The sequence below is a fragment of the Rhodoferax sp. LS1R11 genome (assembly GCF_056521395.1).
Genome location: NZ_JBWMAW010000003.1, coordinates 280,523 through 299,746, shown reverse-complemented (window position 1 = coordinate 299,746; position 19,224 = coordinate 280,523). Strand labels below are relative to the sequence as shown.

The window sequence follows — 19,224 nt, the reverse complement described above, 5'->3', positions numbered from 1 at the left end:
CTAACCAAAACAGCAATTACGAATATTTAAAGTTAGTAGTCACAAACATCTATTCAAAATAAAGCAAGTTCAAAAAATATTTCTGGACCTGCTTATTCGATGGATTTCGATCCAAAAGACCTTAAACCTGAGTCTGCTTAAGGGCCTTTTGATGGGTAAAAGCGTCTATTTGAGCGGCCTGATCAGCGCATATTGCGCCCATTCACCCCGGCGAAACAGAATGTTGACAGGCTTGTTCTTGTCAATTTTTGCCAAGGCAGCCTCAAACGCGCGAACGTTGGCCACCTCCACATTGGCGATCTGGATGATCACGTCGCCCTCCTGGATACCCGCACGCGCGGCAGCGTCAGTGGCGGCGTCCACTTTCACACCCCCTTTGATCTTGAGTTCTTTCTTTTGCGTTTCGGTCAACTCGCTGACGGCCAACCCAAGCACCTGTCCCACCGCGGAGGCTTTGGGCTTCTCTTCTTTGTCCGATGCCTTTTTAACTGGCTTGTCCGCCTCGATTTCCGCAATCGTGACCATCAACTCCTTGAAAGCCCCGCGACGATATACGGTCAACGCGCTACGGGTGCCCGGCTTGGTTCCACCGACCATGCGTGGCAGGTCACTGGACTTTTCCACCACTCTGCCCTCGAACTTGGTGATGATGTCACCCGCTTCCACGCCAGCCTTTTCTGCAGGTGACCCAGACTCAATGCCACGCACCAGCGCGCCCATGGGTTTACCCAAGCCAATAGATTCAGCAATATCTTTGGTGACTTGGTCGATTTGAACCCCGATGCGTCCCCGCGTGACGCGCCCGGACACACGCAACTGTTCACTGACACGAACCGCCTCGTCCATCGGAATCGCAAATGAAATACCCATGGAACCACCAGAGCGTGAATAAATCTGGCTGTTGATGCCCACCACTTCCCCACGCATATTGATCAAGGGCCCACCTGAGTTCCCCGGATTGATAGCCACGTCCGTCTGGATGAAGGGAAGGTAATCGCCCGTATCACGCTGCTTGGCACTCACGATGCCCGCAGTCACTGTGTTGTCGAGTCCAAATGGGGAACCAATAGCCATGACCCATTCACCCACCTTCAGACGACTGACGTCACCCACCTTCACAGCAGGCAAACCAGTCGCCTCAATTTTGACAACCGCCACGTCGCTGCGTTTGTCAGCCCCGATGATTTTCGCCTTGAACTCTCGCTTGTCGGTCAGCGTCACCACCACTTCGTCAGCACCTTCAACCACATGGGCGTTGGTCATGATCAACCCATCCGCCGAGAGAATGAATCCCGAACCCACACCCCGGGGCTGCTCGTCGTCTTGAGGCTGCGGTCGGTTCTGACGCGGCGCCTGGCGCGGAATATTGGGCATCGGCAAACCAAACCGCTTGAAAAACTCAAGCATTTCTTCTTCGCCAGGGCCGCTCGCACCGTTCTTTGCGGTCACTTTCTCAAGCGTGCGGATGTTAACCACAGAGGGCCCCACCTGGTCCACCAAGTCTGTAAAGTCTGGCAACGTGCGCACTTGCGCCATGGCAGGAGACACCGGCACCAGGGCAACCAAGGTTGCCACTGCCAATGTGCCCGTCAGGACAAAAGAATGCAACTTCTTCCAATCGACTTGAATCATCATCGACCTTTCTTTGAAAAACAAATTGAGATGCGTTGAAACATGGGGCTTTATTTTCTCCGCTCAAGCCCCTGGGCAAATACCTGCAGCGTCTGTGCCGGCACCTCACCAACAGCCGTAAGCCACCAGTCGCCAATTCGCCGTGTGAGTGTGTGCGTTGCGCCAAAGGCCAAGCTCCCCGGCTTGCCATGCCGCCCCGCATCAAAAGCTTCAACGAAAAGCGATACCGATGCCAAACCATCCGAAAACACCCACTGCAAGGTGTTCTCGTGGTTCGGCGCCGTGGCGACGCCCACCAGCCGCTTGTAGAAACTCATGGGTTTGAATCCCGGAACATCAGTCTTCAAAACCCAGCCCTCGACCGCCGCAGTTGTCTTCACCATCTCCGGTCGTGCAACTTGGTAACCTTCGGTGTTACCCATCATCTGGTTCAGTTTGGGCATACTGACCGGAGCATCCAGTTGCAACTCGAAAAATGCGGCCTGTTCTAGTACCAAGCCATTGCCGTCAAGTGTCTGCAACTTCACCACCAGTCCACTTTTTTTCTCGGTCCAGACCCGGTATCCAAAACGCAAGCTATCCTCCGCGCGCAGTTGAACCACATCGGCGTCATAACCGGCAACACGCTCACTCCCTGTTACCTTGACCTGGTAGAACTGACCGATAGACGCATCAATAGATTGAAACAAATTGGGAAACAAGCCCAATGACTCACGCTTCTCCACCACGGCCACATGGCTCTCGGGCAGAAAAGTAACAACTTGGTCATTGCGTCGAAATGTAGACCTTGGCGTACCGGTCAGTGACTCGACACGCTCCATCTGCTGATCACCATCACAAACGTGCCAAATACGGGCACTGGACATGCTTCCACCCACAGAGACCACAAAAGTGCCAATGTAAGCACGTTTGCGGGAAGCTTCATGCATACGCATTAGCCAATCAATGACACTGCGTTCGCTCACACGGCTGTCAACGATGGCTGGAGGGGCCGCAGGTGGTCTTGATTGAGCAACTCCCATGGCACTGGCGGCAATCAACAGCGCTGCCACAGCACGTTTCTTGAACGTATGCATCAACGCACATCTCCCTCAAATGTGGCATTGCGAAGAAAACCTGCCGGCATTTGAAGCGCGGATGTGCCACCGAACTGCTTGTGCGCCGCCAGCAAGGCATCGAGTTGCGGGTCACGAATCATGACTTGTGCCTGATCGCTGGGCGCAATGGGCAAAGGCAGCGTTGTCACATCCACTGCTGCGACCGGGCTGGCCGTCAATGCATTCATGCCAGCAAGTTGGGGCATCTGTAAGCCAGCGCCACCTATTGCCTGCCAGGCAATCATTGACACGGCAGCTACAGATGCCACGCCCGCCAGCAGTTTCCAACGAAACAGGCCATCGTTAGCGCTTTCCTGCATCGCTGTGACCCAACTGGATTTTTCATCCCGAACTGCATGCACAGCGGGCAACCCTGATAATTGTTGGTCAAGTCGTAGCGGTGCCTCTTGTTTTAACGAAACCCGCAACCGGGCCATGAACTCCGAGTCGACCCGAACAGTCATTGACTCACCCGCACGCATGACATCTCCTACGAGATGGTAGGTTTGCCACGCCAAGCGCGCTTCTTCAGACGCTCCGACATAGTCGACAGTATTGGCAAATTCGTCTCCCCGCAATTGCCCATCGGCGAGTGCCGAGACAAGCTCAGGATCAATTACAGCTTCTTGCGTCTTCATTTCCTAGTTTCACCAAGTACTACCAGCGCTTGCCAGTCTGCTTTTCCAACATGGGCTTCACTTTGGCAGATATCGCCTCCCTAGCCCGAAATATCCGGGAACGCACCGTTCCAATAGGACAACTCATAAACGCAGCGATGTCTTCATAGCTCAAACCCTCGATCTCCCGCAACGTCAAGGCCTGTCGCAAATCCTCAGGCAACGCTTCCAGTGCTGCATTCACGGTCATGGCAACCTCTTTGGCCGCCAGTACCGTTTCAGGCGTTTCGCTCATGGTTGGTTCACTTCCAGCCCAAGAAGTTTCATCACTGCCATCATCTGATTTAAAGGCGTTTTCCGAAATGGTGGGATCGCGTTTGAGTTCAAGCAAAAACTTCTTGGCCGTGTTGATGGCGATACGGTACAGCCAGGTGTAAAACTGGGCATCTCCGCGAAACTGGTGAAGCGCCCGATAGGCCCGGATGAATGTTTCCTGGGCTATATCTTCCACCAGATCCACGTCACGCACCATGCGGCCGATCAGCCGCTGTATCCGTCGCTGATATTTAATGACGAGTAATTCAAACGCGTGTTGATCTCCCGACACAGCGCGCTCCACCAGCATCGTGTCGCTGGTATCAGCCACCGCTGACTCTGGTGACAACGGCGTTCCAGTTGGCCCCTCGCTCATGCTTTGTCGGCCAAAGAAGCTTGCTGAACGCCAAATTGGACGCGCGGAGAGTCGGGCTGACTTGGCTGAGAGAACACCGCACGGCGCAGATCACGCCAAAGCACATCCCGTGCATGGCGTTCCGGTACAAGCCACACCTTTGCACCATCGTCAGCCTGGATACAAAGCAACAAGCAAAACTGTACATCCAGATGAACGGTTACAGCACCATTGACCGCACCCATTGAGGTAGTCCAAGCCCAAGTTAGCCCACTCCATCGCAGTACTCCCGAAGGCGTTCGCCACCATACGACAGCGGCATACAGGCATGCGCTCGACAAAACCAAGACGAACAACACTTGCATCCAGACCGGCGGACTGCCTTGAAATATCCAAAGCCCACCAGCCACCGAGCCGCACAAAAGGGCAGAAACAATCAGCGCCACCTGAAATGACGAACGCCCCACCGGGTAACTGACCGCTGGGGCGCTATGCATACTGGAATAACTCAGTTTTCGAGTGTCTGATGGAAGGACGAGGAATACCTATGGCGCACGCTTGAAAACTAGCGAACCATTGGTGCCACCAAACCCAAAATTATTTTTCAAAGCTACGTCTATTTTCATATCGCGCGCCGTATTGGCACAATAGTCCAGATCGCATTCTGGATCCTGGTTGAAAATATTGATGGTGGGTGGGCTCTTTTGGTGATGGAGTGCAAGCACAGTAAATACCGACTCGATACCCCCAGCACCGCCCAATAAGTGACCGGTCATGGATTTGGTCGAATTCACCACTGTCTTCTTCGCGTGATCACCCAATGCCGCCTTGATCGCATTGGTTTCATTCAAATCACCCAAAGGCGTTGATGTGCCATGTGCATTCAAATAATCAATTTGATCGGCATTGACACCGGCGTTGCGCATAGCGCTCAGCATGGCACGGCGAGGCCCGTCCATATTGGGAGCGGTCATATGACCTGCATCCCCGCTCATACCAAAACCGGCCAACTCAGCATAAATGGTTGCGCCACGGGCTTTGGCATGCTCGTATTCTTCCAGCACCATGGCCCCAGCCCCCTCGCCGAGCACGAATCCATCACGATCCTTGTCCCAAGGACGAGAGGCCGTTTGCGGATCATCATTACGGGTGCTCAATGCGCGCATCGCCGCGAAGCCCCCCACACCAAGGGGCGAAACGGTTGCTTCTGAACCGCCAGCCACCATGACATCGGCATCACCATATTCGATCATGCGCCCTGCTTCACCGATGCAATGCAAGCCAGTGGTGCAAGCCGTCACGATCGCTATGTTGGGCCCTTTGAACCCAAAACGGATCGAGACGTGACCGGCAATCATATTGACAATTGTCGACGGCACAAAAAATGGGGAAATCCGGCGGGCACCCCGTTGCATATATTCAGTGTGAACGTTCTCGATCATTGGCAATCCACCAATACCCGAGCCCATCACGCAACCGATACGAGTCGCCAAATCGTCATCCAAGGCATCGCCTGTGGGTAGATTGGCATCAGCAACGGCCTGGCTGGCAGCTGCGATGCCGTAATGGATAAAGGAGTCCATCGTCCGCGCCTCTTTGGCACTGATGTATGACTCCAGATCGAAATTCTTGACTTCACCCGCAATTTTGCAGGCAAAACTTGAGGCATCAAATTTGGTAATTTGAGCAATGCCAGACTGGCCAGCAAGCAGATTGGTCCATGCGTCAGCAACCGTATTGCCCACGGGACTGATACAACCCAAACCAGTTACAACAACACGACGACGGGACATAGGAATTTGCAGTCAGTAGTTCGTCTTAAAAAGCCACTTCAGAGTGACATGAAGCCCGGTTTGCGGACTGGGCCGAGACATTGTGTATGCCAGCACAGCCCGCATCACAGCAAATGCATCGGCACCTGCGCGCCGAGCAAAGCCAACGTTACGCTTTTTTGTGTGTATTGGCGTAGTCGATAGCGTTTTGCACTGTCGTGATTTTTTCTGCGTCTTCGTCTGGAATCTCAATGCCAAACTCATCTTCGAGAGCCATGACCAGTTCCACTGTATCGAGAGAGTCAGCGCCCAGATCGGCCACGAAGGCTTTTTCGCTGGTAACTTGTGACTCTTCCACACCGAGTTGTTCGGCAATAATTTTTTTAACGCGTGCTTCGATATCGCTCATGGGTTCCCTCAGAGGGTTGTGAATGAATCCGCAATTTTAGCCGGGGTTCGGAGCTATTCCCCAATCCGGCTGCCGAGCGGACCAATCGGCTTGATTTAATGCTTCGACAAGCTTACATGAACATGCCGCCGTTGACGTGCAACTCCTGTCCCGTCACATAGGCGGCCTGCGGTGAGGCCAGATAAGACACGGCATGAGCGATGTCTGAAGGACTACCAAGATGACCCAAGGGAATTTGGGTCAACAAGGCCTTGTGCTGTTCTTCCGGCAAGTTTGCGGTCATATCGGTGTCAATAAAACCCGGTGCGACGCAGTTGACCGTGATATTTCGCGATCCCAACTCACGTGCGAGTGCACGGGTCATGCCTGCCACGCCCGCCTTGGCCGCAGCATAGTTGGCCTGCCCTGCATTGCCTGAGGCGCCGACAACAGACGTGATACTGATGATGCGCCCATACCGTTGTTTCATCATGGTGCGCATTACCGCACGACTCATGCGAAATACAGCTTTGAGGTTTGTGTCCAGCACGGCATCCCACTCGTCATCCTTCATGCGCATGGCGAGGTTGTCCCTCGTAATGCCTGCATTGTTCACCAACACCTGCAACCCCCCATGCTCTTTGACAATGTCGCCAATCAGCGCTTCTGCTGATGAAGCATCATTGACGTTCAACATCTTGCCCGCGCAGCCAGGATAGACCGACAAGGTTTGTCCAATTTTTTCTGCCCCGTCCAAGGAAGTTGCAGTGCCAATCACCTTCAATCCTTGCTTGGCCAAAGCCAGCGCAATGGCTGCGCCAATGCCACGGGATGCACCCGTGACCAACGCAACCTGACCTTCAAACTTCACTTCACTCATCTTTGGCACCCAAAAGGACGGTTTTTACATCGGCCAGACTGCTTGGATCAAACAGTGCCGTGCCACTTAATTCCGGATCAATGCGCTTCACCATACCGGCCAAGACTTTGCCGGGGCCGCATTCGACCACGGCCGTGATTCCCCTTACCTTGATAGCCTTCACGCATTCCACCCAGCGAACAGGCCCGAATGCCTGACGGTAAAGTGCATCGCGAATACGATCGGCATCGACTTCGACCGTAACATCAATGTTGTTGATCAACACGATTTGAGGAGATGAAAAAGAAACCACCTCCAACTGCTCGCGCAACTTGTCGGCTGCCGGCTTCATCAAAATTGAATGAAATGGCGCAGAGACCGGAAGAGGCAAGGCCCGTTTGGCGCCGTTGGCTTTGAGTACTTCGCAGGCCTTCTCAACAGCCGCTTTACTCCCGGCAATGACCGTTTGTCCAGGATCATTGAAATTGACAGCTTCCACGACCTCAAGAGAGTCCGGACCAAAACCTGCGGTGACTTCAGCGCATCCGGCAATCACGCGAGAAGCTTCCATACCAAGGATTGCGGCCATGGCCCCGACCCCCACGGGCACAGCATCCTGCATGGCCTTGGCCCTGAAGCGAACCAAAGGGGTTGCTTGGGCAAGGGTCAAGACACCCGCGGCCACCATGGCGGAGTATTCACCCAGAGAATGCCCGGCGACCGCCGCTGGCGCGATACCCGTTTCAGCCATCCAGACACGGTACGCTGCAACGGCGGCGACCAGCATCACCGGTTGGGTATTGGTTGTCAATGACAGCGCCTCCTTGGGCCCTTCCTTGATGAGTTGACCCAAATCCTCGCCCAATGCATCTGAAGCTTCTTTGAGGGTTTCAAGCACGACAGGGTGATCACCCCAGGCATCGAGCATCCCAACAGACTGGGAGCCTTGCCCAGGAAAAACAAAAGCGAAAGGTTTCATGCTGATAGCGTCAGAGTTATGGTTTAAATATGGCTACAGCGCAAGCTGAGCAACTACTTAAAGCTACAGTTCCAGTAGCACCGCGCCCCAGGTGAAGCCACCACCCACACCTTCTAGCATGAGCACCTCCCCGGGTTTGACTTTGCCACTGCGGACAGCACTGTCCAGCGCCAAAGGAATCGAGGCAGCCGATGTGTTGCCATGCTGATCCACGGTCACAATGACCTTGTCCATTGACATCTTCAGCTTCTTGGCCGTGCTCTGCATGATCCGGATATTGGCTTGGTGAGGAATCAACCAGTCAATGTCAGAAGCGGTCTTTCCCGCTTTGGTCAGCGTTGCCCGAGCCGCGCCGTCGAGCAAACCCACAGCAAGCTTGAACACCGCTTGCCCATCCATTTTCAACAATGGATCACCCAACACATGCCCACCCGAGACATGGCCGGGAACGCACAGGATTCCGACATGTTTGCCATCCGCATGAATATCGCAGGCCAGAATTCCGGGCTTTTCAGACGCCTCCAGAACGACCGCCCCAGCGCCATCTCCAAACAGAACGCAGGTGGTTCTGTCCGTGAAATCAAGAATGCGTGAAAAAACTTCCGCACCAATCACCAGAGCCTTGCTGGCAACACCGGTCTTGATCATCGCATCAGCAACCGTCAATGCGTAAACAAAACCACTGCAAACGGCTTGCACATCAAAAGCGGCACAGCCATTGGCACCCAGTTTGTTCTGCAAAATGCACGCCGTCGACGGGAACACCATATCAGGCGTGGAAGTGGCAACAATGATCAGATCAATATCAGAAGCTTGGAGCCCAGCTGCCTGCAATGCATTTTTCGCAGCCTCAAGCCCCAGATCACTGCTGCAAACTTCAGCAGCAGCAAAGTGGCGAGCCCGGATTCCGGTACGTTCGACAATCCACTCATCAGAAGTCTCAACCCCTTTGGCGGCGAGTTCGGCAGCCAGATCAGCATTTGTCAGTCGACGGGGTGGAAGATAGCTACCGGTACCCGTGATTCGAGAATAAAGTTTCATTAATCAGGCAAGTGCGACCGCGTCAGGCTGGACGAATGAACCGCCAGCGACCAACAGTGGCGCAGCATGAGCAATTCGAACTTGAACGCGGTCTAGCAAGTTATTTCTGGCAGCATCATACGCCCGCGCCAGGGCGTACTCAAACGCCAACTCATCGGCGGATCCATGGCTCTTGAAAACCAGACCGCGCAAACCCAACAGTGCACCACCGTTGTAGCGACGGTGATCCATCCGATTTTTGAGCGCCGATATGATGGGATAAGCAGCAATTGCTGCCAATTTCGTGAAGATATTGCGCGAAAACTCAACCTTCAGGAAGTTGACAATCATCGTCGCCAAACCCTCGCTGGCCTTCAGGGCCACATTGCCAACAAATCCATCACACACCACGATGTCCGCAGTGCCCTTGAAAATATCGTTTCCTTCGACATTTCCGTAAAAATTCAAATCACCCGCTTTAGAGGCAGATCGGAGCAATTCACCTGCTTTTTTAATAACCTCATTACCCTTTATTGCTTCTTCACCAATATTGAGCAAACCCACTGTTGGATTGTCATTGCCATTGAGCACCGACACCAAAGCCGAACCCATGACCGCAAATTGCAACAAATGCTCGGCAGTGCAGTCAACATTGGCCCCCATATCCAACACCGTGGTAGCCTGACCTTTGGCATTGGGAATCTGACCGGCTATCGCAGGCCGGTCGATTCCATCAAGGGTTTTGAGCAGATAGCGCGATATGGCCATCAATGCGGCTGTGTTGCCGGCTGAAACGGCAGCCTGAGCAGAACCATCCTTGACCTGCTGAATGGCTACGCGCATTGAAGAATCCTTTTTGCGCCTAAGGGCCACCTCCAGCGGGTCATCCATACCCACCACTTCACTGGCCACAATCGCAGTGGCACGAGGATGGGAAAACGCACTCAGGCTTTCGGGCAAACCCACCATCAGCAATTGCGCGCCAGGATGCCGATCCAGAAAATTTCGACAGGCAGGCAAAGTGACGATCGGACCATGATCACCCCCCATGCAGTCAACAGCGATTGTGATCATGAAAAACCAGTGAACTCAGACAAAATGCAAGCAAAAACCAGACGCACAAAAACAAAAGCCCGACGCTACGGACATGGTAGCTTCGGGCCTTGGCCTAAACGAAACGATCAGGCTTCAGATTTATTCTTCAACACTTGGCGACCACGGTAAAAACCGTTGGGACTGATGTGGTGACGCAAATGAGTCTCACCCGTGGTGGACTCAACCGCGATACCGGGCACCACCAAAGCGTTGTGCGAACGGTGCATACCGCGCTTGGAAGGTGATTTCTTGTTTTGTTGGACAGCCATGATCTGCTCCTTGACGTGTATGTCGCGAAGACCGCAACATCTTGGGTTAGTGGAACGCGCAGAGTTCAATCCACGCGAAGCCTATGATTATAGCGCACCTCAACAAGGCTAGCTGGATTTTCCGCCCTGCAGCTTGGAAAGAACCGCAAAAGGGTTGCGCTTCTCTGCTGAAGCCTTCTCAAAACCGGCATCCGCCACTGCAAGCTTGATGCTGCCCGGGCACTCTTCATGCCGTGGAACGACGGGCAACTCCATCAGCACCTCGTCTTCGATCAAAGCGGAAAGGTTGAAATCCCGACTTAACACCAAGACATCTTCCTCGGACTCGTCATCCTGTGCCTCTGCCGCCTCTTCACTGGCCACAAAACGAAATGACCGATGCACATGCACAGCCACATCAACAGGGCCTAGACAACGTTGACACGTCAACGGCAAACTCACCTCGGTATCCAGATGCAACCAAACCTGCTCCGCGCCGGCCTCGTCGGCTCGAAACTCGCCGCGAACCGACCAATCAAGAACTCGCTCAGCTCCAAGCCCTTGGGTTTCCTGCATCAAGCGCTCATATTTAGATAGCAAATCGCCACCGGAAAGTTCACTTGATGACTGCGCGAACGCCTTGACGTCCATGTGGGTGGGGGGAGACTCTTGTTTCATGCACGCAGTGTAAGAGAATCACGGCATGTCTGAATCTACCAACCGAATTCTCATCCTGGGCTCTACCTCCCCCTACCGCCGCGAACTCCTCACGAGATTGCGAATTCCATTTCAGGTTATTTCGCCGGCCGTGGACGAAACACCTCAAGCCAACGAGACCCCCATGCAGCTGGCTTGTCGACTTGCGATGGCCAAAGCACGTGCCGTGGCCTCGCAGTTTCCAGCCGCCGTGGTCATTGGCTCCGACCAGGTTGCAGACCTGGATGGCCAAGCCCTTGGCAAACCAGGCGACCACGCCCGCGCCGTGCTGCAGTTGCAGCAAATGCGTGGAAAAACGGTTGTCTTCCAAACAGCCGTCGCCGTGGTGTGCCAGGAAAGCCGGTTTGCGCAAATGGACCTGGCGCAAGTCAAAGTGAAATTCCGCGATCTTTCTGACGATGAAATTCACCATTACCTGCTGGCGGAGACGCCATATGACTGTGCTGGCAGCGCCAAAAGCGAAGGCTTGGGTATCGTTTTGCTGGAGTCTATTGACAACGACGACCCGACCGCCTTGGTGGGTCTGCCATTGATTCGCACCTTTCGCATGATCCAGGCCGCGGGCATTCAGGTGTTATGAATATGACTCACACCACCACACCCACAGCGCAAGATGTCACCGGCAGGCTCTATCTGGTGCCTGCCCCACTGGACTTTGGCTGCGACGGCGACGTCAATCTGCAAAACACCATGCCGTGGGGCACGCTAACAGTCGCCGCACAACTGCAATACTGGGTGTGCGAAAACGCCAAATCGGCTCGCGCCTATTTGAAACGCGTGAATGAGCTCATTCCGCTGAGCAGTCCGGTGCAGGCCCTGCACATTCAGGAATTGCCGCGTGAAGTACATAAAAAAGGGGATCACACCGGCAACTTCGACGCACGCCACCTGCTGGACGCCGCGTTGCAAGGACATGACATCGGTTTGGTCAGTGAAGCCGGTATGCCGGCTGTAGCGGACCCCGGATCCTCGGTGGTCCGGGCGGCGCATGACCTGGGCATTGAAGTCATCCCGTTGACAGGCCCCGTCTCGCTCTTGCTGGCGCTCGCTGCCAGCGGGCTGAATGGACAAAATTTTGCCTTTGTCGGCTACTTGCCACAAGACCCGACAGAGCGCAGCCAGCGGATCAGGGACTTGGAATCCCTGGCATTGAAGACAGGACAAACACAACTCTTCATAGAGACACCCTACCGCAATGCGGCCATGATGCAATCGCTACTGAAAATAATGCAGCCGAACACCAGGCTGGCTGTCTGCAGTGGACTGACACTCACCCGCGGAGTGTGTCGGAGCGAAACCATCAAAGCCTGGCGACAAAAGGCGTCAACACTGGACAATTCGACCCCGGCCGTGTTTGCCCTGGGCCGATAACGAATACTTACCGCAGTGCCGGGATCGCCTTCATGGCATGGATGGCGCCTTCGCCAATGGAGGCGCCAAAACGCTTGACCAGTCGCTCGGCCACGTTTTCGCGGCGGGTGTAGTCAATGATGTCTTCCGCCTTGACCACTTCACGGGCCACGTAGTCCAAATTACCCAGTTGATCCGCCAGACCCAGCTCAATAGCCTGCTGACCACTCCAGAAGAGACCACTGAAAGTTTCAGGCGTTTCTTTCAAACGCGCTCCACGCCCCGCTTTGACCGCGTCGATAAACTGCTTGTGGATTTGGTCCAGCATGGTTTGTGCAAAAGCACGCTGTTTTTCGGTCTGTGGACTGAATGGGTCGAGAAACCCCTTGTTTTCACCTGCTGTCATCAGACGGCGTTCAACGCCCAGCTTCTCCATCAAGCCGGTGAAACCAAAGCCATCCATCAGCACCCCGATGCTGCCCACAATGCTGGCTTTGTCGACGAATATCTTGTCCGCAGCGACCGCGATGTAGTACGCCGCCGACGCACATGACTCCTCAACGACCGCATAAACCGGTTTTTTATATTTGAGTTTGAGCCGCGTGATTTCATCGTTGATGATGCCTGCCTGCACTGGACTGCCACCGGGCGAATTGATCAGGAGCACCACCGCCTGTGAGCCTGCGTCCTCAAAGGCGCCGCGCATGGCTGCCACGATCAGTTCGGCGCTTGCGTCAGCGCCTGACGCAATTTCGCCCTTGATCTCTACAACAGCCGTGTGGGGCAGCAAGCCATCTTTGGGCACGCCGTTATGGCTGACTCCAAACCAAACCATGAAGATAAAGAACGCCAACCAGGCGAGCCGGACGAAGTTTCGCCAGCGACGTGCCGTCCGTTGTTCATTCAGGGCCGCAAAAGCCAGTTTTTCAAGCGTGGCACGCTCCCAACCAGCACCATCAAAAGACCCATGGCTTGCTTCACTATTTATAGCACCCTCCGCACGTTCGACGGGGGCCTTGGCCTGATTTGGCATAAAAACCGGATCAGGGGAATTGTCCGATGATTCGGACTTAAAAGGTTCGGTCATTTAAAACTCTACGGGTTTCAGGTTGAAGGCAGTATGCCAGTGCACGACGCCATCCATTTCGGAAAGGCCTATCTTGACCAGACCACCCCGGCACGGGCCGCCACGGCAAGCACCGGTTTGTGGGTGATAGATGGCGCCATGGGTGGCACACATCAACCAATGGCCGGTGCTGTCGAAAAACCGGTTGGGCTGGTAATCCATTTCCATGGGCACATGCGCGCAACGATTCAGGTACGCATGAACCTGCCCCTGGTAGCGAACCGCAAATGCCGTACAGGTTTGCCCGCCATACATCACGTCAAACGGAACTGCGTCGCCGCTGTTAACCAATTCAACCGAGTTGCAAAGTGGAATCATCTGGGTCATGGCCGGGTTGCAATGACTCAAGCGTGCACGCGAAGCCAGTCATCCAACTCGCGAACCGAATGCGCGACAAAGCGGGGATTGAGCGCCTGAAATGCGCCAGGATCGTGGGCACCATAGCTCACACCGACGCTCGAACAGCCCGCGTTGAGGGCCATTTGCAGGTCGTGCGTGGTGTCCCCGATCATCAAGGTGCGCTCAGGCTCGGCACCAAATTCGCGCATAAGTTCATGCAGCATGCGCGGGTGGGGCTTGCCCGCTGTTTCATCAGCCGTACGGGAACCATCAAAAAGGCCTTGCAACTCGACCGCCTCCAAAGCCTCATCCAGGCCATGGCGGCTCTTGCCGGTCGCCACAGTCACGCAGTGCTGGCGGGATTTCAAATCAACCAGCATATCCAGGACACCGTCAAACAAGCTGATGTCGTTCTGGTGAATCGTGTAATGGTGGCGGTAGCGGGCACCCAACTCGGGGTAACGATCTTCCGGCACGTCGGGGGCCGCATGGGCCAAGGCCTGCATCAGACTCATTCCAATCACGTAAGACGCGTCTTGGTCGCTTGGAACCGCCCCGCCCACATCGCGCACGGCATGTTGAATGCAGCGGGTGATGATGGCCGTGGAGTCAAACAGGGTTCCATCCCAGTCGAACGCGATCAGATCAAACTGCCGGGGCATGGATGCATCAAGTTGGCGTGGGAGCAGCATGTTTGGCAAACACCTCAAGTTCAGCAGGTAAATGGGCTTGCAACTCCACGCGCTCGCCTGTGGCGGGGTGGTTGAATTGCAGGCACCAGGCATGAAGAAACATTCTTTTCAGGGACGGCAGTTTTCCGGGGCGAAGCAGCGTCTTGTTCAGGTCAAAGTCGCCATATTTATCGTCCCCCACGATCGGAAAACCCTCGCTGGCCAGATGGACCCTGATTTGGTGGGTACGGCCAGTCTTGATGGTCACTTCCAGCAAGGTGTAGGCGGCGGCGGTTGATTCGCGGACCTTGACCAGGGTCACGGAAGGCATGCCGTCGGGATCCTCCCGAGACACGACCTTGACACGCCGCTCACCATCAGGTAACAAATACTTGTGCAACGGCTTGTCCAGTACTTTCTTGTTGGCAGGCCAACGGCCCGCCACCAGCGCCAGATAGGTTTTGCCCGTTTCGCGCTCTCGAAACTGGTCCTGCAGGTTCGTCAACGCGCTTCTTTTCTTGGCAATCAGCAAGATGCCGCTGGTTTCACGGTCGAGCCGGTGCACCAGTTCCAGAAATTTCGCTTGTGGCCTGGCCATGCGCAATTGCTCAATCACCCCAAAACTCACGCCCGAGCCGCCATGAACCGCCACACCGGAGGGCTTGTCAATGGCAATAAGGTGATCATCCTCGAACAAAATGACAAAGTCTCGCGCCGGGGCGCTTCGCATGCTGACCGCCATCGCCTCGGCTTTTTCAGCCACGCGCTCTGATATGCGTACCGGAGGCAAGCGCACTTGGTCACCCGCTTCGACCCGCGAATCGGCAGACGCCCGGCCTTTGTTCACCCGCACTTCGCCACTGCGGATGATGCGGTAGACGTGGGTTTTGGGCACCCCTTTGAGATGACGCATCAGGAAATTGTCCAGGCGCTGACCCGCAGAGTCTTCGTCAACGAGGACCGTTTTAACTTGAGGTACCGGTGGGGCTGGATTGACCCCTATAATGTGTTTCACTAGCGATGGGCTGTAAGTGGTTGATTTAACTGACAGTTAAATCGTAATTAGGGTTGAGTTTAGTTCACCCGCCATGACCAGCGTCGCCAGTAGGTCGATGCCGCCGGGCGCAATGTTCGCAAACCACAAGCCAGATGCTTGGGTGGCCTGCAAAACGAACGGTCAAGGCGACGCGTTGAAATACTGATACGGAATACCCAAAGTTCGCAGGCAGCCAGTCTGTGAACGGAATGAAGCGAGATGTTTGTGTTGATGAGTCTGATTCAAATATGCCAACGGTGCGTTTTCGCACCGTGTTTTGGCATGGATTGGCCATCAGCCTCCGCACGACGGGCGCAACCAGCTATTAGTTTTATAGCACTCCCACAACCCAACATCCTCGCTCCCCTCCACGCGCCTACGCCAAGACTTATCGTTTAAGTTCTGGTTCTCCGGCAATTCCTCCTCAATTCAAAGCGTCAGTTCTGGCATCAAAAGCTCGTCAAGAGCATGTTGGTTATTGAATTGAAGGATGCTACCCATGAAACGGATGCTGATTAACGCCACGCAGGCTGAAGAACGCCGCCTGGCCATTGTTGATGGACAAAAACTCCTCGACTACGAAATTGAAATTGAAGGGCGCGAGCAGCGCAAAGGCAACATCTACAAGGCTGTTGTGACACGGGTCGAGCCCTCGCTCGAAGCCTGTTTTGTGGACTACGGTGAAGACCGCCACGGCTTCTTGCCATTCAAGGAAATATCCCGCCAGTACTTCCAACAAGGTGTGGCCGTCGGCCAGGCCCGCATTCAGGATGCCATTCGGGAAGGCCAGGAACTGCTGGTTCAAGTTGAAAAAGAAGAGCGCGGCAACAAGGGCGCGGCCCTGACCACCTTCGTATCACTTGCTGGCCGTTACGTGGTGCTGATGCCCAACAACCCACGCGGCGGCGGTGTTTCGCGTCGTATTGAAGGCGAAGACCGGGCAGAACTCAAAGAAGCGCTGGACCAGCTCGAATACCCCAATGGCATGAGCATCATTGCCCGCACTGCCGGCATTGGCCGTAGCGCGCCTGAACTTCAGTGGGACTTGAACTACCTGCTCAAGCTCTGGACCGCAATTGACGGTGCGGCCAAAGGTGGCAAAGGCGCTTACCTGATTTATCAGGAATCGTCTTTGGTGATTCGTGCGATTCGCGATTACTTCAACAACGACATTGGCGACATCCTGATCGACACCGACGACGTGTATGAGCAGGCGCAGCAGTTCATGGCCCACGTCATGCCCGAACACGCCGCCCGCGTGAAGCGTTACCGTGACGACGCCCCACTGTTCAGCCGCTTCCAGATTGAGCACCAGATCGAGTCGGCCTACGCCCGTACCGTGCAGTTGCCCAGTGGCGGTGCGATCGTGATTGACCACACTGAAGCGCTGGTGTCGGTCGACGTGAACTCGGCCCGCGCCATCAAAGGCGGCGACATTGAGGAAACCGCGACCCGCACCAACCTGGAAGCTGCTGACGAAGTGGCGCGCCAGATGCGCCTGCGCGACTTGGGTGGCCTGATCGTGATCGACTTTATCGACATGGAAGAAAGCCGCAACCGCCGCGACGTCGAAAACCGCCTGCGTGATGCGCTGCGGCAAGACCGCGCTCGCGTGCAGTTCGGCACCATCAGCAAATTTGGTCTGATGGAAATGAGCCGCCAGCGCCTGCGCCCTGCCCTGTCTGAAGGCGCCTCCATTCCCTGCCCGCGCTGCGGCGGTTCGGGTCACATCCGTGACACCGAGTCCAGCGCCCTGCAAATTCTGCGCATCATCCAGGAAGAGTCCCTCAAAGACAACACCGCCTCGGTGCTGTGCCAGGTTCCGGTCGAAGTGGCGTCCTTCCTGCTGAACGAAAAACGTACGGAAATTGCCAAGATTGAGCTCAAGCAGCGCATCAACGTGCTGATGGTGCCAAACAAGACACTGGAAACGCCCAATTACAAGCTTGAGCGTCTGAAACACGACGACCCACGCTTGGACAATATTGAAGCCAGTTACAAGATGGCGGAGGAGATGGAAGACCCAACCTCGGTCACCCGTCGCTCGCAGGAGCCCACCAACAAGCAGACACCCATCATCAAGGGCGTGCTGCCGGATGCCCCTGCTCCTGCTGCTATTCCCAAGCCCGAGCAGATCAAGCCCACCGCGGCGGCAGCGCCGCGTCCCGTCGTCCAGGCCGTACCTGCGCCGGTCGCCCCTGCCGCCCAAGAGAAGGGCTTCTTCGGCTGGGTGAAAAAGCTGTTTGGCCCCGCGTCTGAGGCTGCACCAGCGGTCCCCGTCAAACCGGTGCCAGAAGTTGCCAAGGAAGACAAACGCGAGGGTCGTGGTGGCCGTGACGGAGCACGTCGCAACGAACCCCGTGGCGAAGCCCGCCCCGAAGGTCGCGACGATAGCCGTGGTGGACGTGGTGGGCGTGGCGACGGTCGCGGCGAAAGCCGTGGCGGTCGTGGCGGCCGAGGTGGTCGTGGCGACCGCCCCGCCCAAGGTCAGCGCGAACGATTCGATGCCGAAGGAAAACCGCTGATGGCAGAAGCCGGAGCCGGTTTGGCACCAGCTTCAGCCGACGGACAGGACGCACCGCGCAACGAGCAACGCCCAGAACGTGCGCCACGCAATCCAGAGCGTAGCGAAGGTCGCAACCGGGGTGAACGTGGAGAACGCAGCCGTGCAGAGCGCCCTGAAAACGGCGACCGAGCCGCTCCAGGCGAGCGCGGTGAGCCGCGCGCTGAAGGCCGAAACGAGCGTCGTCCTGAGCGCAATCGCCGTCCAGATGAAAATGTGCACGCCGACCAAGTGACAGGAAACACCTCAGCAACCCATGCTGACCTGCCAACAACGCCGGTTGACCGCACGTCACAGGAAGCGGTCCATGGCGCCGAGCAGGGCGCTGCAACGGGTGATGCCGCTGTCCGCACCGAAGGCTCGGAACCACGTGAAAAACGGTCTCGTGACCGTTATGGCCGTGACCGTGCACCCCGCGGTGAGCGCACCGAGCAAGGTGACCGGCAGGAACGCCCCGCGCGTGACAGTCAGGCTTTGCCTGTAGCGCAACAAGAAGATGCTGCTGCCGAGCCACGCAAGTCGTACTTCACGGCCAGCGCGGACACGCAGGCACCTGCACCGATACCCGCAGTAGCCGCGGTTGCGCCGGCTCCAACGGAAGCGCCAGTGACCGTTGTGGCCCCTGTAACCCAGGCCGCTCCAGTGCTGACAGCACCGGTTGTACCTGCACCGGTTGCCGTTGCGCCAAAGCCCGTGCAAGCGCCGGTCGCAGCTTCTGCCGCGCCAACATCGGGCATGCCCAAACTGCAGCCGTTTACTCTGCCTTTGGATGAACTGGCACAAGTGGCCCAGAGTTCAGGCCTGAGCTGGGTGAACTCCAACTCGGAAAAAATCGCCGCAGTTCAGGCCGCCATCGCGGCCGAACCCAAGGCGGTCCGCGTTCCTCGCGAGCGCCCGGCAGCAGTCAAGGTGGACGCCAGCCCGTTGGTCATGGTCGAGACGAAACGTGATTTGCGCAACGTAACACTGCCTTTTGAGGAAAAAGAGGCTCAGTAAGTCAGACAGATGCCCAATCAATTGGGCATGCATAAAAAAGGGCACCCAG

20 protein-coding genes are annotated in these 19,224 nt (G+C 55.8%); 3 read left to right on the top strand and 17 right to left on the bottom strand.

The window, feature by feature from the left end; translation table 11 throughout:
• Nucleotides 1–165: 165 nt before the first annotated feature.
• The 13 genes from AC097N_RS06115 to AC097N_RS06055 all read right to left on the bottom strand — a co-directional run bounded on the left by AC097N_RS06115 (nt 166) and on the right by AC097N_RS06055 (nt 11,055).
• On the bottom strand, nt 166–1,632 hold the full coding sequence (locus AC097N_RS06115; protein ID WP_479579964.1) for a Do family serine endopeptidase: 1,467 nt from the start codon (nt 1,630–1,632) through the stop codon (nt 166–168).
• 50 nt (nt 1,633–1,682) lie between these two features.
• Complete coding sequence (locus tag AC097N_RS06110; protein WP_479579962.1) at nt 1,683–2,708, bottom strand: MucB/RseB C-terminal domain-containing protein; 1,026 nt, start codon at nt 2,706–2,708, stop codon at nt 1,683–1,685.
• Nucleotides 2,708–3,367 carry a sigma-E factor negative regulatory protein gene (locus tag AC097N_RS06105; RefSeq protein WP_479579960.1) on the bottom strand — a complete coding sequence of 220 codons (660 nt, stop codon included), beginning with the start codon at nt 3,365–3,367 and terminating at the stop codon, nt 2,708–2,710. The genes AC097N_RS06110 and AC097N_RS06105 overlap by 1 nt, the downstream gene beginning before the upstream one ends.
• Before the next feature lie 19 nt (nt 3,368–3,386).
• A complete protein-coding gene (rpoE, locus tag AC097N_RS06100; protein WP_479579957.1) occupies nt 3,387–4,037 on the bottom strand; it encodes an RNA polymerase sigma factor RpoE in 651 nt (216 codons plus the stop codon).
• Nucleotides 4,034–4,261 (bottom strand): hypothetical protein, encoded by a 228-nt coding sequence (locus tag AC097N_RS06095; RefSeq protein ID WP_479579955.1) that lies wholly within the window; start codon nt 4,259–4,261, stop codon nt 4,034–4,036. The genes rpoE and AC097N_RS06095 overlap by 4 nt, the downstream gene beginning before the upstream one ends.
• A gap of 300 nt (nt 4,262–4,561) precedes the next feature.
• Complete coding sequence (fabF, locus tag AC097N_RS06090; protein ID WP_479579952.1) at nt 4,562–5,809, bottom strand: beta-ketoacyl-ACP synthase II; 1,248 nt, start codon at nt 5,807–5,809, stop codon at nt 4,562–4,564.
• Nucleotides 5,810–5,957: 148 nt separating this feature from the next.
• A complete protein-coding gene (acpP, locus tag AC097N_RS06085) occupies nt 5,958–6,197 on the bottom strand; it encodes an acyl carrier protein (RefSeq protein WP_114973157.1) in 240 nt (79 codons plus the stop codon).
• 112 nt (nt 6,198–6,309) lie between these two features.
• Nucleotides 6,310–7,056 carry a 3-oxoacyl-ACP reductase FabG gene (gene fabG / locus AC097N_RS06080; RefSeq protein WP_479579944.1) on the bottom strand — a complete coding sequence of 249 codons (747 nt, stop codon included), beginning with the start codon at nt 7,054–7,056 and terminating at the stop codon, nt 6,310–6,312.
• On the bottom strand, nt 7,049–8,014 hold the full coding sequence (gene fabD, locus AC097N_RS06075; protein WP_479579941.1) for an ACP S-malonyltransferase: 966 nt from the start codon (nt 8,012–8,014) through the stop codon (nt 7,049–7,051). The genes fabG and fabD overlap by 8 nt, the downstream gene beginning before the upstream one ends.
• Before the next feature lie 63 nt (nt 8,015–8,077).
• Nucleotides 8,078–9,055: a beta-ketoacyl-ACP synthase III gene (locus AC097N_RS06070; protein WP_479579937.1), complete on the bottom strand. Its 978-nt coding sequence runs from the start codon at nt 9,053–9,055 to the stop codon at nt 8,078–8,080.
• Nucleotides 9,056–9,058: 3 nt separating this feature from the next.
• The gene (plsX, locus tag AC097N_RS06065; RefSeq protein ID WP_479579933.1) at nt 9,059–10,108 is read right to left on the bottom strand and encodes a phosphate acyltransferase PlsX; all 1,050 of its coding nucleotides are present in this window, start codon (nt 10,106–10,108) and stop codon (nt 9,059–9,061) included.
• Between the two features lie 107 nt (nt 10,109–10,215).
• The gene (rpmF, locus tag AC097N_RS06060) at nt 10,216–10,398 is read right to left on the bottom strand and encodes a 50S ribosomal protein L32 (protein WP_479579930.1); all 183 of its coding nucleotides are present in this window, start codon (nt 10,396–10,398) and stop codon (nt 10,216–10,218) included.
• Between the two features lie 108 nt (nt 10,399–10,506).
• Nucleotides 10,507–11,055, bottom strand: a complete 549-nt coding sequence (locus tag AC097N_RS06055; RefSeq protein ID WP_479579926.1) for a YceD family protein — start codon at nt 11,053–11,055, stop codon at nt 10,507–10,509.
• 25 nt (nt 11,056–11,080) lie between these two features.
• Between AC097N_RS06055 and AC097N_RS06050 the strand changes: the two genes are divergently transcribed.
• Nucleotides 11,081–11,674 carry a Maf family nucleotide pyrophosphatase gene (locus AC097N_RS06050; protein ID WP_479579923.1) on the top strand — a complete coding sequence of 198 codons (594 nt, stop codon included), beginning with the start codon at nt 11,081–11,083 and terminating at the stop codon, nt 11,672–11,674.
• 2 nt (nt 11,675–11,676) lie between these two features.
• On the top strand, nt 11,677–12,465 hold the full coding sequence (locus AC097N_RS06045; protein ID WP_479579920.1) for an SAM-dependent methyltransferase: 789 nt from the start codon (nt 11,677–11,679) through the stop codon (nt 12,463–12,465).
• Between the two features lie 7 nt (nt 12,466–12,472).
• Here AC097N_RS06045 and AC097N_RS06040 read toward each other — a convergent pair whose 3' ends face one another.
• Genes AC097N_RS06040 through AC097N_RS06025 form a run of 4 tightly spaced genes read right to left on the bottom strand, consistent with a single transcriptional unit; the run spans nt 12,473 to nt 15,595 of the window.
• Nucleotides 12,473–13,531 (bottom strand): S49 family peptidase, encoded by a 1,059-nt coding sequence (locus tag AC097N_RS06040; protein ID WP_479579917.1) that lies wholly within the window; start codon nt 13,529–13,531, stop codon nt 12,473–12,475.
• Nucleotides 13,532–13,897: a Rieske (2Fe-2S) protein gene (locus tag AC097N_RS06035; RefSeq protein ID WP_479579913.1), complete on the bottom strand. Its 366-nt coding sequence runs from the start codon at nt 13,895–13,897 to the stop codon at nt 13,532–13,534.
• 17 nt (nt 13,898–13,914) lie between these two features.
• Nucleotides 13,915–14,601 (bottom strand): HAD family hydrolase, encoded by a 687-nt coding sequence (locus AC097N_RS06030; RefSeq protein ID WP_479579910.1) that lies wholly within the window; start codon nt 14,599–14,601, stop codon nt 13,915–13,917.
• On the bottom strand, nt 14,579–15,595 hold the full coding sequence (locus AC097N_RS06025; protein WP_479579907.1) for an RluA family pseudouridine synthase: 1,017 nt from the start codon (nt 15,593–15,595) through the stop codon (nt 14,579–14,581). The genes AC097N_RS06030 and AC097N_RS06025 overlap by 23 nt, the downstream gene beginning before the upstream one ends.
• Nucleotides 15,596–16,115: 520 nt before the next feature.
• On the opposite strand from AC097N_RS06025, the gene AC097N_RS06020 reads away from it, so the two are divergent.
• Nucleotides 16,116–19,175, top strand: coding sequence for an Rne/Rng family ribonuclease (locus AC097N_RS06020; RefSeq protein ID WP_479579903.1), 3,060 nt, complete (start codon nt 16,116–16,118; stop codon nt 19,173–19,175).
• Nucleotides 19,176–19,224: the final 49 nt, after the last annotated feature.